At 36.9% G+C, this 15,374-nt stretch carries 17 protein-coding genes and 1 pseudogene; 4 read left to right on the forward strand and 14 right to left on the reverse strand.

Annotated features, from left to right (window positions below; translation table 11 throughout):
- Window positions 1-477: 477 nt before the first annotated feature.
- The 4 genes from ACLHDF_RS04735 to ACLHDF_RS04750 form a co-directional block, all read right to left on the reverse strand.
- Window positions 478-666: a hypothetical protein gene (locus ACLHDF_RS04735; protein WP_413917838.1), complete on the reverse strand. Its 189-nt coding sequence runs from the start codon at window positions 664-666 to the stop codon at window positions 478-480.
- A 417-nt stretch (window positions 667-1,083) separates the two neighbouring features.
- A complete protein-coding gene (locus ACLHDF_RS04740) occupies window positions 1,084-1,182 on the reverse strand; it encodes a hypothetical protein (protein WP_413918265.1) in 99 nt (32 codons plus the stop codon).
- Window positions 1,183-1,466: 284 nt separating this feature from the next.
- Window positions 1,467-1,904, reverse strand: a complete 438-nt coding sequence (locus ACLHDF_RS04745; protein WP_413918266.1) for an ArpU family phage packaging/lysis transcriptional regulator — start codon at window positions 1,902-1,904, stop codon at window positions 1,467-1,469.
- 643 nt (window positions 1,905-2,547) lie between these two features.
- A complete protein-coding gene (locus ACLHDF_RS04750) occupies window positions 2,548-3,054 on the reverse strand; it encodes a DUF3189 family protein (protein ID WP_413917839.1) in 507 nt (168 codons plus the stop codon).
- 186 nt (window positions 3,055-3,240) lie between these two features.
- On the opposite strand from ACLHDF_RS04750, the gene ACLHDF_RS04755 reads away from it, so the two are divergent.
- On the forward strand, window positions 3,241-3,600 hold the full coding sequence (locus ACLHDF_RS04755; protein ID WP_413917840.1) for a hypothetical protein: 360 nt from the start codon (window positions 3,241-3,243) through the stop codon (window positions 3,598-3,600).
- 43 nt (window positions 3,601-3,643) lie between these two features.
- Here ACLHDF_RS04755 and ACLHDF_RS04760 read toward each other — a convergent pair whose 3' ends face one another.
- A complete protein-coding gene (locus ACLHDF_RS04760; protein WP_413917841.1) occupies window positions 3,644-3,925 on the reverse strand; it encodes a hypothetical protein in 282 nt (93 codons plus the stop codon).
- 342 nt (window positions 3,926-4,267) lie between these two features.
- Window positions 4,268-4,531 carry a hypothetical protein gene (locus ACLHDF_RS04765; RefSeq protein ID WP_413917842.1) on the reverse strand — a complete coding sequence of 88 codons (264 nt, stop codon included), beginning with the start codon at window positions 4,529-4,531 and terminating at the stop codon, window positions 4,268-4,270.
- Window positions 4,532-4,623: 92 nt separating this feature from the next.
- Here ACLHDF_RS04765 and ACLHDF_RS04770 point away from each other — a divergent pair, with 92 nt between their 5' ends.
- Window positions 4,624-4,812, forward strand: coding sequence for a DUF4177 domain-containing protein (locus tag ACLHDF_RS04770; RefSeq protein WP_413917843.1), 189 nt, complete (start codon window positions 4,624-4,626; stop codon window positions 4,810-4,812).
- A gap of 335 nt (window positions 4,813-5,147) precedes the next feature.
- Window positions 5,148-5,459 (forward strand): annotated as a pseudogene (locus ACLHDF_RS04775) (tyrosine-type recombinase/integrase); the annotation flags it as partial.
- Between the two features lie 108 nt (window positions 5,460-5,567).
- On the opposite strand, the gene glnA reads toward ACLHDF_RS04775, so the two are convergent.
- The 4 genes from glnA to hflX form a co-directional block, all read right to left on the reverse strand.
- Complete coding sequence (gene glnA, locus ACLHDF_RS04780) at window positions 5,568-6,902, reverse strand: type I glutamate--ammonia ligase (RefSeq protein WP_413917844.1); 1,335 nt, start codon at window positions 6,900-6,902, stop codon at window positions 5,568-5,570.
- 83 nt (window positions 6,903-6,985) lie between these two features.
- Complete coding sequence (locus ACLHDF_RS04785; RefSeq protein ID WP_251390911.1) at window positions 6,986-7,393, reverse strand: MerR family transcriptional regulator; 408 nt, start codon at window positions 7,391-7,393, stop codon at window positions 6,986-6,988.
- Window positions 7,394-7,581: 188 nt separating this feature from the next.
- Window positions 7,582-8,844: an aminotransferase class I/II-fold pyridoxal phosphate-dependent enzyme gene (locus ACLHDF_RS04790; protein ID WP_413917845.1), complete on the reverse strand. Its 1,263-nt coding sequence runs from the start codon at window positions 8,842-8,844 to the stop codon at window positions 7,582-7,584.
- A gap of 14 nt (window positions 8,845-8,858) precedes the next feature.
- Window positions 8,859-10,121 (reverse strand): GTPase HflX, encoded by a 1,263-nt coding sequence (gene hflX / locus ACLHDF_RS04795; protein ID WP_413917846.1) that lies wholly within the window; start codon window positions 10,119-10,121, stop codon window positions 8,859-8,861.
- A 277-nt stretch (window positions 10,122-10,398) separates the two neighbouring features.
- Between hflX and ACLHDF_RS04800 the strand changes: the two genes are divergently transcribed.
- Complete coding sequence (locus ACLHDF_RS04800; RefSeq protein ID WP_413917847.1) at window positions 10,399-11,010, forward strand: trimeric intracellular cation channel family protein; 612 nt, start codon at window positions 10,399-10,401, stop codon at window positions 11,008-11,010.
- A gap of 35 nt (window positions 11,011-11,045) precedes the next feature.
- On the opposite strand, the gene spoVK is transcribed toward ACLHDF_RS04800, so the two are convergent.
- The 4 genes from spoVK to mutL all read right to left on the reverse strand — a co-directional run bounded on the left by spoVK (window position 11,046) and on the right by mutL (window position 15,374).
- The gene (gene spoVK, locus ACLHDF_RS04805; RefSeq protein ID WP_013058790.1) at window positions 11,046-12,002 is read right to left on the reverse strand and encodes a stage V sporulation protein K; all 957 of its coding nucleotides are present in this window, start codon (window positions 12,000-12,002) and stop codon (window positions 11,046-11,048) included.
- Window positions 12,003-12,188: 186 nt separating this feature from the next.
- The gene (gene hfq, locus ACLHDF_RS04810; protein ID WP_013058791.1) at window positions 12,189-12,413 is read right to left on the reverse strand and encodes an RNA chaperone Hfq; all 225 of its coding nucleotides are present in this window, start codon (window positions 12,411-12,413) and stop codon (window positions 12,189-12,191) included.
- Between the two features lie 32 nt (window positions 12,414-12,445).
- Window positions 12,446-13,396: a tRNA (adenosine(37)-N6)-dimethylallyltransferase MiaA gene (gene miaA / locus ACLHDF_RS04815; protein ID WP_413918267.1), complete on the reverse strand. Its 951-nt coding sequence runs from the start codon at window positions 13,394-13,396 to the stop codon at window positions 12,446-12,448.
- A gap of 100 nt (window positions 13,397-13,496) precedes the next feature.
- On the reverse strand, window positions 13,497-15,374 hold the full coding sequence (mutL, locus tag ACLHDF_RS04820) for a DNA mismatch repair endonuclease MutL (RefSeq protein WP_413917848.1): 1,878 nt from the start codon (window positions 15,372-15,374) through the stop codon (window positions 13,497-13,499).

Below are 15,374 nucleotides of genomic sequence, written 5' to 3' on the forward strand. Positions count from 1 at the left end.
GGTCCTGAAATAGGCGTCTGTCCCCCAACCCCAAATTTTGGAGCCTTAGCAGGGTGCCCCAATGGATAATTCCCCCCCAACTGTCAACTTCACCACTAGAATTCAGTATATATCCAGTAGGACGTCCAAAAGAAGGCATGAAGTAAAGATAGAAAGTAAAGGAAAAAGGAGTGTAGAAATTAGAGTAGAACACGTAATCACCTACTTTGTTTCAAAAATTTTGATATAACTTGTAAATAAGAACTTTCATTAAGGTGTGATAGCTTTCTTATTAGTGTGTATTGTATGTTTAAGTATCTTGCCAATTAATGATTTTCCAAAATAAAATAGCACCTCACAGAAGAGGCGCTATCCACGTAAAACTTGAAGATGAAAGTAATTGGTAGTCAGCAAAAGCGACCATTCATAGTCTTTGCTTTTCTTAGTATTTTATACCTTACTTAACATAAAAAGCACCCTCGAAAGGATGCTCTTTTTTCACAAAATAATTTCGTAAGAGTACAAATCGCTATATCTTCGTTCTAAATCACCAAATTGAATAGGGCTATTTAGTTCTTTGCCTTTTTGGATTAATTCAAGCAGATTACCTTGTCCAAGAAAGTCTGATTCCTCTTGAATCGGTACTTCTATTACCATACCGTCTTTAAACTTCACCAAGATTTTCACTAGAATCACCCCCTGTCCTAATTATATCGGATAAGAGAGGGAAATTAACATATTTTTTCAAAACAAAATAGCACCTCACAGGGGAAGGTGCTATTTCGCAAAAGAAATATCAAAAGTGTGACAGATGATAGTTTGAGTGGATGGGAATAGATCAGCTCATAAGTATTATTTATCTTTTCTTGCATTTTATACACGTTTTTATAGAAAAAGGCACCCGTAAAGGAGGGCGCTTTTTACCTACTTAAACTTGAAAGGAGAAAACGATTCGTCGACAAAGGGATAGCCGACCACTCATAGCATGCTCCAATGTGAAATTTCCTATACTTTAGGCTTTTTCTTTTTAATATAAAACTTGCCAGTTGAATATCTAGAACTGTTCTATCTAAATCAGGCATAGCTGCTAACTGTACTTAAGAATTAATTCCTCTTCATAGCACCACCACGGCCACGTTTCAATGTCTGCCTGTTCGTTCCCATGATATCCTTCCAGTTAACCTTTTCTTTACGCTTACCCATCTTTTCTAGGTGTCTTAATTGGTCTGTGTTAAGATGATTTTTATTTTTAATCGCAATCACCTTCTTAATGAATTTTGAACTCTCAAATTCACTCATATGACATTTTAAATAAGTTTAAATATATAACATTCAGACATAACAAAAGCGCTCCTATGACTCAGGAACGCTCTCTCTTTGATATTTTCTTGATAATATAAATTTATCATGTATTAAAACAAGTACCACGACTTATTTTCGAGTTTTTTTCGATTTATTTTAGGAAAGTTTTTGGATTATTTTTCCTGTTATGAATTTTTGAGAACAACTAAGCTTAGATTGAGAGCTAGTTTATAAAAAGCCTTCCATCTAATCTTTGAGTATGTTTTTTCAGAAATAGGTGGTTGAAACTTAAAACTGTACACGTTGTAATCTGTTAAATATTCCGTTTCTAAGGACATGTATCTTTCTTCGATTAAGAACCTTTCCATCTTAGGTAAACGACTCACAGCTCTTTCCACACGAAAGCAGAAATCCTTTCTCAGCTTTTCCTGGTCCACATTATAAGCTACAATGGAACCTGTTTGGTCACTAGTTTGATTAGTCGGACCATGATAACGAATTTCAAGACTAGCAGTGATGGACGCTTCTCTTTCTTCAAAAGATAAATACTTAAGTAATCTATATTTTTCTAAAGCATCTTCTACTGCTTGTTGCGTCTCTTTTCTGTCTATTTCAGGAAGCATAAATGATAATTGGTTTCCCACCTTTGGATCCCTCCTGTGTTAAAATATAAGTAGGGTGATCAAGAGAAATCTTGGTCTTTTTAAAAAAAATAAAATATAATAAAATTACCTTCTACTATATTGTTTTTTCCTTTAAGGATGCTCTTAAATGGGCATCTTTTTATATTCTAAAAATTTTATATTCACAATATATTAGTAATCCATGTAATTCACCTTCGGATGCTCTTGATTGAGCGTCTGTTTTTTATGTTCTAAGCTGTACATATTGCTAATATCCTTTATAGACCCGTTGTTTCATCACTTGAAACCTTGACGCTCTTAGCTGGGCGCTTTTTTATGTTCTAAATGGGGACAATCACCATAAGGTTTATAGAAGACCTTTTCCCATGACAAGATGCTCTCGGCAGGGCATCTTTTTTATTTCTTCTTTTTTTATTTCCACTAAACTGTTACATTAAATTCTTCCCTTCTATTAAATTGATTAAGAGAAATCTTTAAGTGATAAAGGGGCAACTAATTTGAATTTTTCATATACTTATTTTGCGATAGCCTAATTTTTGAATACCACTTCCTTTTTAGTAATATTTTCATGAGGCAAAAAGCTAAATAGTTTTTGCCTTTTTTATTACCAAAACATTTTTTATTATTTGCTGAAACCATTATCTAAAATTTCTATTTTTGAAGCAGTAACTTTTGCAGAATTCTTTGTTTGTTCAACTAATTTAATAATGTCTTTATGTGCCTGTATAGCACCTACTATCAGTAAAGGAACACCGATCACATTAATTTTTAACCTTCTTGAAAAGAGACCTCCTAGTGTCATAGCTAAAGGTACGGTGGGAGACGTATTGGAGAAAAGTATTTTTGTTTGTAACTCTCCTTTTTTATTTAGCAGATCGGCTAAGTCATACATAGCAGGAACCACTACTTTTGAAGACCCTCTTCCTAATGTGTATACTTCATTTTTGTCTTCATCATATCCATGAAAAATTAACTTCCCCATATCTTTAGGAGTCAATTTATTAAAAACATCAATGTTTAAAATTTCTTTATCAGTTGGTTCTCTATCAAGAGGTAGCTTTTTTAGATGGTAAGCAGCTGCCAATGCTGATGAATGTGTGCCTCCGTAACAGTTATAAATATAGATCATCTTTTCATCTCCTAAATAACTAAATCACTCTTCATTATGGTCAATATTTCTCTGCCTCATTCTTAGCGGTGCCGAGAGAAGCTCTGTTCTTTTCTCATTAAAATCCTTACAAATTAATTATTTAGTTTGTAAAACTCACCATTTTGAGTAATAATTAGTCTATCTAATATAGAAGAGGTGATGATAATGGTAATAGTAACGGAAGGTTTAACTCCATCTGCTTCAGTTAAAGACTTAATTGCTTTACCCACACCTTGTAATGACGTTGTCTACTATCCTGCTAACTTAGCTACCTTAGGAACTCAAGGGAAATATTCTGTTTTCCAAACTTTAAGTCGTAAAAGTGGACTAGCTTATATAGCTGTCACCCACCCTGATAGAGCTAAATTTAAATTAGCCGGTTCTAGAAATTCCATGTGTGAAGTATATGAGGCTATTCCTTGGCCTGAATTTGAACTAACGTATGAAGATAACACTTTTTATTACAAAACAGTCCCATCTTTACAGGAAATAGAAAATTATTTTAATAATCTCAAAAAACAATAATTTATTTTATGGGTAGCTCTTTTTTTCAATAAGAGCTATCTTTTTATTTAATTGGCTGAATCGACTTCAAAGCAATAAATATCTGCTCTTTCACGTCTTCTACATGTTTTTTCAACTCGTCAAGACTAATTGCATCACTACCCTTGATTTCTTTCTCTATGAGAGCGTTAAGCGCTGAATGAAGATTGTTATAATAACCAACTTGCTTAAATGCATCATCTGTTGTGACATCGCCTTCCTTATCTTTTTTAAAATATCTTTTGTTTAAGATGATGTTAAGTGCATCCGATGTAATTTTATAATTTTGACCAACCATGATTTCCATTGTTATATCCTCCTCAATAGCTGTTTTCTTAATGCTGATGATTTACCTCATTCTATTCAAAATGAGCTACCGCGATAATCTTTTTCTTATTATAAAATTCAAATATATTACTTTAATGGATCAATAAGATAATCCTTTAATTTTTTTGCAATAATTTCATATATTTGTATATAATGTAGTCTTTAGTACATAGCACAAGGAGTAACATAATGAATAGACGAACTAAGAATAAACGATCATTTGGATGTTTTATAAGTTTCATGGTTTTATATATTGTAGTAGGTTTAATATACATTACAATTACCAACTTATAACAAAGGGGATGTCGAAACCTTTTGTCTTCTAATGATCTCTTACCTTGCAAACCATTTCCTCATACATAATGGTTATCGCAGGGTTTCCTCCCCCCTCTCTTAATCGCTTATTTTCCTTTTCTAATTTAGATATTTCACCTTTCAGATACGATACTTCTCTGTTTGAATTCCCTAATGACTTCTTCACCGATATATTTAATGATTGGAACAGTCGCTTTAACTTTGGAACACTAACTGTTTGTTGATGATCAAATACTTTTTGCAACTTAGCCTGTGCTTCCTTGTATTTCACGTTTTTCCCTCCAATTAAAAGAGCCAAATTCATCATCTTTTGAAACATTTCCCAATTTTAACCGTAGTTATTAGAAAAGGGGGATCTAGAATATGAAAGAATATCGTTTTGAAAAAATTGAACTAAAATCCTTCTCGCGTGATCCTAAAGAGGATTACCATGAGATTATTCATGAGGCTGCAAAGGATGGATGGGAATTAGTTCAGATATTTGCTCCTGGAATTGCTTCGTATGGTACTGCCGCATATTTTGAAATCATTTTTTCTAGAGAAGCGAATTAAATTGATGGGAAGAGATAATTAAATTTATCTCTTTCTTTCCTCGTTTCATATTATTCTTGTTTTTGAGATTTATAGATTTCTTCAAGTTCACTTAACGTTAATTCTTATAGCTGCTTTCTAGAGGGATTTTTGAAATATCCAGAGCGTGTGAGCTCGGTTACTAAATAGTTACAACGCTGATCAACCGTTTTTTTTAGAAACGCTATTATGTAGTCACTCCTTTCCGGCTTTCAATTCTTCATGGAGTGCTTTTAATTCAGCCTCTAGCTTACGTTTTTCCTCTTCAAATTCATCATTAGCAACTGCAAGACGATGATAAGAAAATTCTAGGTGAAGCATATAAGCATGACTTAAATTTAGTGTTTTGTAGAAGAGATGGAAATTTTTTACCAAAATCTACTTTATTCAATTCATTTTCTCGTATCCTTAAAAAAGCAAATTTACCTAAATTGAGTATCCATTCCTTGCGACATACCCACGCAGTGCTAATGCTTGAATCGGGAGCAAGTATGAAATACATTCAAGAACGACTAGGTCACGGAAGTATCTCAATTACTTCTGATGTGTATTCGCATATTAGCAAAAAAATTAATCAGGACTCAATTTCTTCGTTTGAAGAACATATTTCTCGCATTTTAGATAACTAGAATTTTTTTGATCAAATTTTGGTCATGAATTTTAAACAAGAATTTTTTAAGACTTATGACCAAAATAAAAAAATCCCTTGATACCAATGGTATCAAGGGATTTGCTTATTAATATTGGCTCATGTATTGGTCACGTTCCCAAGGATGAACTTGTGTACGGAACATATCCCACTCGATTTCTTTCGCTTCAACGAAGTGCTCTGCTAAGTGTTCACCTAATGCAGAAACCATAACTTCGTTTGCTTGGAAGCTATCTAAAGCTTGAGCTAATGTTGCAGGTAAATCTACGATACCTTCTTCAACACGCTCTTCTTTTGTCATTACATAGATATTACGGTCGATAGGTTTTGGAGCTTCAAGGTTGTTCTTGATTCCATCTAAACCAGCTTTTAATAGAACAGCCATTGCTAAATATGGGTTAGCAGCTGGGTCTACGCTACGTACCTCAACACGAGTTCCTACGCCGCGAGAAGCTGGGATACGGATTAATGGGCTACGATTGCGAGCAGACCATGCAACATAACAAGGAGCCTCATATCCAGGAACTAGACGCTTATAAGAGTTTACAGTAGGATTTGTTACTGCTGTAAAGCTGTGTGCGTGCTTGATAATACCTGCGATAAATTGACGAGCAGTATCACTTAGCTCTAAATTACCGTTTTCATCATAAAATGCGTTTTGACCATCTTTAAATAATGAAACGTTACAGTGCATGCCTGAACCGTTCACACCAAATAATGGTTTTGGCATAAATGTAGCATGTAAGCCATGTTTACGTGCAATTGTTTTTACAACAAGTTTGAACGTTTGGATATCATCACAAGCTTTTAATGCAGAAGCATATTTGAAGTCAATCTCATGTTGTCCAGGAGCTACCTCATGGTGAGATGCTTCAATTTCAAAGCCCATTTCTTCAAGCTCTAGTACGATGTCACGACGGCAGTTTTCACCAAGATCAGTTGGTGCTAAGTCGAAGTAGCCACCTTTATCATTTAGTTCTAATGTAGGTTCGCCTTTTTCGTCTAATTTGAATAAGAAGAACTCTGGCTCAGGTCCAAGGTTAAAATCAGTAAATCCTAACTCTTCCATCTCTTTTAACACACGTTTTAAGTTATTACGTGGATCGCCATCAAACGGAGTTCTATCTGCATTGTAAATGTCACAAATAAAGCGTGCTACTTTACCTTTTTCAGATGTCCAAGGGAAAATAACAAATGTATCAATGTCCGGGAATAGGTACATATCTGATTCTTCAATACGTACAAAACCTTCAATAGAAGAACCGTCAAACATCATTTTGTTGTCTAACGCTTTTTCTAATTGACTTACTGGAATTTCAACGTTTTTAATTGTTCCTAAAATGTCAGTGAACTGAAGACGAATATATTTTACATTCTCTTCTTGAACTTTGCGGAAAATATCTTCTTTTGTGTACTTTGCCATCGTGTGATCCTCCCCTAAATCTCTATATAATATTTATAATCTATACCCCTCATATACGAACGGTATAAACATTGATAACTTTATTAATGAAAGAACCTGGACATATCTCCTTGATTTAAAGTTGCTCGATTAAAACGGCCTGCTTGCATAAGTTCTGCACGAAGCATTTTTCGCAATTCATCGTCCGTTAATTCTGGCTTTGATGTTTCTGCCACAACTTTTTCTTCTTGCTTATGCCCTTTTTGCTCCTTTTGAAGATGAAACAGCTGTTTCACACCTGCTAAGTTTACACCTTGTTCAATCAGATCGCGGATTTCAAGCAGCTTATCAACATCGTTAAATGAGAATAGTCGTCGATTTCCCTCTGTTCTTACTGGTGCAACTAATTCATGTTCTTCATAGTAGCGAATTTGGCGAGCCGACAACTCAGTTAACTGCATCACAATTCCAATTGGGAAAAGTGGCGTATTTCTTCGAATGTTGTCACTCATTTCAGTTCCTCCTTTGGATTAACTATTTACATTGTATGCTATGTTAGTTCACCTGTCAACCTAATGTTAGTAATTCTAACATAAATTTTTCTGAACATTTTTTCTATACAAATAAATAGCACTCAGTTTATTTTTACAGCCTATTTTTCTTTCTTAATGGGGAGAAAATAACCTTTCTATCTTACATCTTATAAAAGTTCTTTCGTTAGCAATTGATCTACCGCCATGCATATTGCTACTTTTACGTGAGCATATGTTAATCCGCCTTGCACGTAAGCAACATAAGGGGGCCTGATAGGGCCATCTGCCGTAAGCTCGAGGCTTGCTCCTTGTATAAACGTTCCAGCTGCCATAATCACATCATCTTCATACCCTGGCATATAAGCAGGATAGGCCGTTACGTGTGAATTAATCGGCGAAGCAAATTGAATAGCCTGACAAAAAGCAACCATTTTATCGCGGTTATCGAACTGAACGGATTGAATTAAATCTGTTCGTTCACTGTTCCACTTCGGCTCACTTTGCATCCCTAACTCTTCAAACATAGCGGATGAGAAAACTGCTCCTTTTAATGCTTGACCAACTACGTGCGGTGCCAAAAAGAAACCTTGATACATTTCTTGCAGGCTATATAGCGTCGCTCCAGCTTCCGCGCCGATTCCAGGGGTTGTCATTCGGTACGAGCAAGCCTCCACTAGATCTTTACGTCCTGCAATATAACCACCGATTTTAGCAAGACCTCCGCCAGGGTTCTTAATGAGCGATCCCGCCATTAAATCTGCTCCCACGTGCGTTGGCTCAATTGTTTCTACAAATTCACCGTAGCAGTTATCAACAAATACAATAACGTCAGGCTTAATGCTCTTTACAAAAGAAATCATTTCTTTTATTTGCGCTACTGTAAAAGAAGGACGAATGCCATAACCTTTTGAACGCTGAATACCTATCATTTTGGTGTGCTCATGAATAGACGCTTTCACTTCTTCAAAATCTACTTGACCCTGCGCTGTTAAATCTACGGATTTATAGCTAATATTATATTCTTTTAAAGAACCTACACCGCTTCCTCGTATACCAACGATTTCTTCAAGCGTGTCATAAGGCTTTCCAGTTATATATAATAATTCATCTCCAGGACGCAGTACACCAAACAACGAAATGCCGATTGCGTGCGTACCTGAAATAATTTGCGGACGCACTAGACAAGCTTCCGTCCCAAAAACGTCCGCATATACTTTCTCCAACGTATCGCGGCCTAGATCGTCATATCCATACCCCGTTGTCGGATTAAAATGTGAATCACTCACTCGATTTCGCTGAAAGCTTTGCAGCACCCGAAATTGATTTGCTTCAATGCGCTCGTCAATTTTCTCATGCACGGGCTTAATTTGTTTTTCTACTTTTGCAGCAAGTTCTCGAATGCGTGCCCCGTTTTTTAACTGATCAAACATCATTTCTTTGTTCCTCAACTTTCTTCAAGCGTTTGTAGCTTTTTGTAAAGGGGGTGCTCTTTGGCAATATACCCTTTGCAGTGATACTTCTCAGTTTCTTCATTGAACTTTAACGACTCAAGAATAGAGACCGTTTTTAGTTCAGCCAGCAGTTTCCCTTCATACGAGGGCAGCAGCACATGAAAAAATGCCATTTCTTTTTTCATTTCTTCTTGAATTCTTTCCCCAAGCTTCACTAAATCAGTCGATTTAAAAGCACTCATTGATAACGATGCCGAAGCGGATGGGACAAATAGTTCATGTTGCATATCTTCCTTATTGTAAACTGTCAGCATCGGAATGTCCGTTACGTTCAGCTCTTCTAGTAAGCGATGCACTGTTCTTTCATGGTTGCTGTAATCTGGATTAGATGAATCTACCACGTGCAGAACAAGATCAGCTTCGGTCACTTCTTCAAGTGTCGAACGAAACGCGGCTACTAACGTTGTAGGGAGGTCTTGAATAAATCCAACCGTATCAGTTAATAAAGCCGTTAATCCCGAAGGAAGCGTATACTGCCTTGTCGTTGGATCAAGAGTCGCAAACAGCTGATTTTCTTCAAAAATACCCGCTTCTGTTAAGCGGTTAAAGATCGTGGATTTACCAGCGTTCGTATAGCCCACAATCGCAATTTGATATACATGATTACGCTTACGTCTTTCTCGATAACGTTCCCGGTGACTTACCACTGTCTTTAATTGACGCTTAATTTCATCAATTTTACGGCGAATATGTCTGCGGTCACTTTCAAGTTTTGTTTCACCAGGACCTCTTGTCCCGATTCCACCTCCAAGACGCGACAAAGCGGTACCTTGTCCTACTAACCTAGGTAGCAGATAATTTAATTGAGCAAGTTCCACCTGCATTTTTCCTTCTCGCGTTTGAGCACGCTGTGCGAAAATATCCAATATCAGCTGCGTGCGGTCAATAATACGCGCAGATAACCCTGCCGATAAATTGCGGATTTGACTCGGTGACAATTCATCATTAAACACAATTAAATCAGGCTCTAGCTCTTCTTCAAGAGCCACAAGCTCTTCCACTTTTCCTTTTCCAATATAGGTAGCTGGATGAATGCGATCGCGCTTTTGTGCTAACCTTACCAGCACTTTGCCTTTGGCAGTCTCAGTTAAAGATGCTAGCTCATCCATTGAATATTCAAAACGTTCGTCATCGTCATGAAGCTGACATCCGACTAAAATTACGCGTTCAAGTTCAGTATTCATTTCTGCTGTCAAAGATTTTTCCTTCCCTTACTATTAAATTGACAAATCATTCATATCATATCAAAAAAATGTCTATTTCTCCATCTTTGCAAAAGAGACAGAATACATTGTCTTTTATTAGTTTAACACCCTTTTTTAAATCTATAAAACGATGATTAAAAAAACATTGAAATATCACGAAATTCTGTATACAATTTGAATTGATTTACTTATCAAAATTTGAATCAGGCTGCCTGATTTTAAAATAATAGTTGCTACTTGGTGAAAACAGAATAAAGGGGATAGCATCATGACTTGGGACGTACTTAGCATTATTGGAACGATTGCCTTTGCAATCAGCGGAGCTTTTATTGCGATGGAAGAGGAATATGACATTTTAGGCGTTTATATACTGGGAATCGTAACGGCTTTTGGCGGAGGAGCCATCCGAAACCTACTTATTGGTGTACCTGTGTCTGCTCTATGGGAGCAAGGACTCTTTTTTCAAATTGCTTTATTATCTATCACTGCCACTTTTTTATTTCCAAACAATATCTTAAAGCATTGGAAGCGATGGGGAAACTTTTCGGACGCCATTGGCCTTGCCGCATTTGCGATTCAAGGAGCGCTTTATGCCACTCATATGAACCATCCGCTTAGTGCAGTTATTGTAGCTGCTGTCTTAACAGGAAGCGGCGGCGGTATTATCCGAGATTTGTTAGCACGCCGAAAGCCTACTGTTCTTAAAGATGAAATTTATGCGGTATGGGCGATTATCGCAGGATTCAGCGTAGGGCTACATATTACAAATACGCCTTTAGAGCTTTATACGTTGTTCATCTTACTTGTAGGTCTTCGAATGTGTTCATATATTTATAAATGGCGCTTACCGATCAAAACGATTCGACAACCAAATATGTAGAAAAAAGCCTTTCATCATAAAGATGAAAGGCTTTTTTACAGCTGAATATCGCTTGACGTTAAAGTTAGAAGCTCGTTGCGCTCATAGCTTTCTTCTTCTAAAAGCCTCATGGACTGAGTACGTATGGAACGTTCGATAATGTTCCTCACATATCTACCGTTACTAAAATCCCTAGGCGTCTGATTGTACTTTACATCCATAAAATGATCTTTTAATTTTTTGTAGGCTTCTGTACTGAACTGATACTGCCTATCATTCATCATGTGACCAGCAATATCCATCAGTTCATTTACATCATAATCGGGAAAATCAAAAATAAATGGAAACCTAGAGCGCAGTCCCGGATTAAGGCTTAGAAAATTTTCCATCTCTCTTGGATAGCCAGCTAAAATCAACACAAACTTATCATTTGAATCTTCCATATGTTTGACCAATGTATCAATCGCTTCTTTTCCAAAATCTTTTTCTCCCCCTCTTGCAAGCGAATAAGCCTCATCAATAAATAAAATACCTCCAAGCGCTTTTTTTACGAGATCCCTCGTTTTCTGAGCGGTATGGCCAATGTATTCTCCAACTAAATCTGCTCGCTCTGCTTCAATTAAATGTCCTTTAGACAAAATATTCATATTTAAAAATAATTTACCTAGCAGGCGAGCTACCGTCGTTTTTCCTGTTCCCGGATTTCCTTTAAACATCATATGCAGCGCCTGCTTTCCAGCTTTTAAGCCCTGTTCCTCTCTTTTTTTATTAATATATAACCACGCATATATTTCTTTTATCATTTTTTTCAATTCTTCCATTCCAACCAGTCCGCTCATTTCTCGTTCAATTTCCCGAAGCGGCTCATGATTTATCACAGCTTTTTTGGCAGGACGCGGAATTGATGTCGTATACGATTTTTCCTTTTTTGTTTCATTATTTAAAATGATATTAATTTGCCCATTATTTTTAAGAGTTATCGGCTGTTCCACCATGTTCACCTCTCGTTTCATCCCACTTCTCTGTATCGCATAGCTGCATGCGATGAACGATACGAAGACAACGATCTCTCATTACCGAAGAAATAATCGTCTATTATAAGGTTTATGTTCGATAAGTAAAAACAATGTTAAGAAACTTTTTTAAGCCTTTATTTGCATAAAAAAAGCATCCGAATATGCGGATGCTTTCTTTACTATCTATTCAAGTTCTACTGTAATATTTTTATTTGGTACAAATGTCGAAATAGCATGTTTATAAATCAACTGCTGCTTTCCTTCAGATTCAATTAACACAGTAAAATTATCAAATCCTTTAATTAGTCCTCTTAATTGAAAACCATTTAAAAGAAATACTGTTACATAGATATTTTCTTTACGTAATTGATTTAAAAATTGATCTTGAATATTAACTGATTGTTTCATTATTCGGCCTCCTCGTTTCTCTATCTGTTTACTTAATTCGCTTCTTTCTTCAGCTTTCCTGCAATATATGTAAAAATTTCAGCAAACTTTTCGGGAAATTTGTCAACTTCCATCTCTATCCATTTTACAGGCATTTTATTTCGAAACCAAGTCAACTGACGCTTTGCATATCTGCGTGAGTTTTGTTTCAACTGTTCAACCGCTTCTTCGAGCGTGCAGCGTCCTTCAAAATAAGCATACAGCTCTTTGTAGCCGATAGCTTGAATTGATTGTACATCATGAAGACCACTTTCGTACAATGATTTGACTTCATCAAGCAGACCAGCCTCCATCATCATATCCACTCGATAATTAATTCTCTCATATAATACGTCTCTATCCATTGTAAGTCCAATAATAGTTACGTCATATAATAACTCTTGCGACTGTTCTTTTGTATAGTCACTGAATTTCTTGCCGGTTACCTCATAAACTTCAAGTGCTCGAATGACACGGCGATGGTTATTTTTATGGATAGCAGCCGCACTGTCTGGATCAACCTCTTTTAGTTTTTCATAAAGAGGATCAATGCCGTGGGCTTTAATGAACAATTCCATTCGTTCACGAACTTTTTCATCGCTAGGGGTTTCTGTGAATTGATAATCATAAATAACGGATTGAATATAAAGACCCGTTCCTCCAACAATCATCGGGACTTTCCCTCTAGCATGAATATCAGCGATTTGTTTTCTCACAATCTCTTGAAATTCTGCCACAGAAAACGATTCATCCGGATTCTTAATATCGATCAGGTAATGAGGAATACCCTGCATTTCTTCTTCGGACACCTTTGCTGTTCCGATATCCATCCCTTTATAAATTTGCATCGAATCACCTGAAATAATTTCTCCGTCTAGCTGTTTGGCCAGTTCAATGCTCAACTTTGTTTTACCAACCGCAGTTGGTCCAATAATGACAATAAGTTTTGGTTTCTCTCCCGTCATATCAACACTACTTTCATCTATAGACATTCACATCATTCCATTTTATCCAAATGGCCATGATTTATTCAACAAAACGGCTAGCTGCAGCTAGCCGCACTGTCTACATCACTCGCTTAAACATTTTTTCCATTTCATACGTCGAATGATGAATAATAATTGGTCGTCCGTGGGGACACGTAAATGGATCTGTTGTTTTTCTCAACGTCTCAAGTAAAGCAAAAATTTCATCGTTTCGCAAATGATGATTCGCTTTAATCGATCCTTTACAGCTCATCATAATAGCCGCTTCTTCTCTTAACTTTTCGATATTGACTCGTTTCATAGTAAAGATCTGCTGAATCATTTCTTCAATGGTTTCCTGTTCCTCTCCTTTTGGAAACCACTGCGGGTGAGAACGAACTATATAGGAGTTTTGTCCAAACGGTTCCAAAAAGACCCCTACTTCAGCAAGCATGTCTTTGTACTCTTCTAAAATTAAAGCTTCGTTTCCCGAGAACTCTAGCGTAAGTGGCATAAGCAGTTCTTGAACTTCTGAATCTACTTCTCCAAGCTTTCGCTTAAAATATTCGTACTTAATTCGTTCCTGCGCCGCGTGCTGATCAATAATAAATAATCCTTTTTCATTTTGTGCCAAAATGTACGTCCCGTGCATTTGGCCAATTGGGTACATTGCGGGAACACGAGGTTCTGGCTGCTCTTCAGGTGAACGTTTTGGTTCGAGAATAGGCGCGTTTTTTTCTACATATTCTTCATGCGGTTCTATTTCTTGAAACGTCGGTTTAGGTTCTACATCTTGACGTATGACCTCTGTTTTAATAGGCGGAATAATCTCATCTACAGGAGCTGGAACCTCCTTAAAGCTAGGCTCATGAACCGTATCAGACAGCTGATAGCCAGACGGTTTAGACTGATGATCAAATGTAAAAGTCTGCTGCTCAGTTGGCTGAACTGCTGCTTTTGACTTAGTTGGCACTACAGCATCTGGAATTAACTGCTGCTTTTTAAAAGCTGCTTTTACTCCTTGTTCAATAAGCTCAAACAGTTCCGCTTCTTTACTTAAGCGTACTTCTAGTTTCGCTGGATGAACATTCACGTCCACTAATAACGGGTCCATTGTAATTGTTAAAAACACAATCGGAAAACGGCCGATGGGTAAAAGGGTATGATAGCCCTGCTGTACTGCTTTTAACAACCCATAATTTTTAACAAACCGACCGTTAATAATGGTCGACATGTAGTTACGAGAAGCTCTTGTGATCTCAGGAAGAGCGACGTAACCATTCACTTCATAATCAAGAGACTGAACGTTAATCGGAATCATTTTTTTGGCCACTGCCATTCCATAAATAGCTGCAAGCACTTGACGCACATCTCCGCTTCCGTTTGTATACAGAAGCTGTCTTCCTTGATGCATCAGCCGAATTGAAACCTCAGGATGAGACATTGCAAGACGATTGACTACGTCCGTTACGTTACCAAGTTCCGTATTTACCGTCTTCATATATTTTAAACGTGCGGGTGTGTTAAAAAATAAATTTTCAATAACAAGTTCGGTACCTTTTCGGCTTGATGTTAATTCGTGATGAACGATTTCTCCACCTCTAAGTTTAAGATGAGTTCCGGCTTCTTCTCCCGTACTCGTTTTGAGTTCGAGCATTGACACCGAAGCAATACTTGGCAAAGCTTCGCCGCGAAATCCTAACGTTCGAATTCGAAATAAGTCTTGTTCTGTTTTGATTTTGCTTGTAGCATGTCTTTTAAAAGCGGTCAAACAGTCTTCAGAAGCAATGCCGTCTCCATTATCTAAAATACGAATTTTGGAAAGACCCGCTTCTTCTAGTTCAATTTCAATAACTGTACTGTTTGCATCAATAGCATTTTCGACTAGTTCTTTCACTACCGAAGCAGGCCGTTCAACAACCTCTCCGGCAGCAATTTTATTTGAAAGTTCGTCTGAAAGCTGCACAATTTTCCCCAC

The sequence above is a fragment of the Priestia megaterium genome (genome assembly GCF_046599315.1).
Lineage (GTDB): Bacteria > Bacillota > Bacilli > Bacillales > Bacillaceae_H > Priestia > Priestia megaterium_F.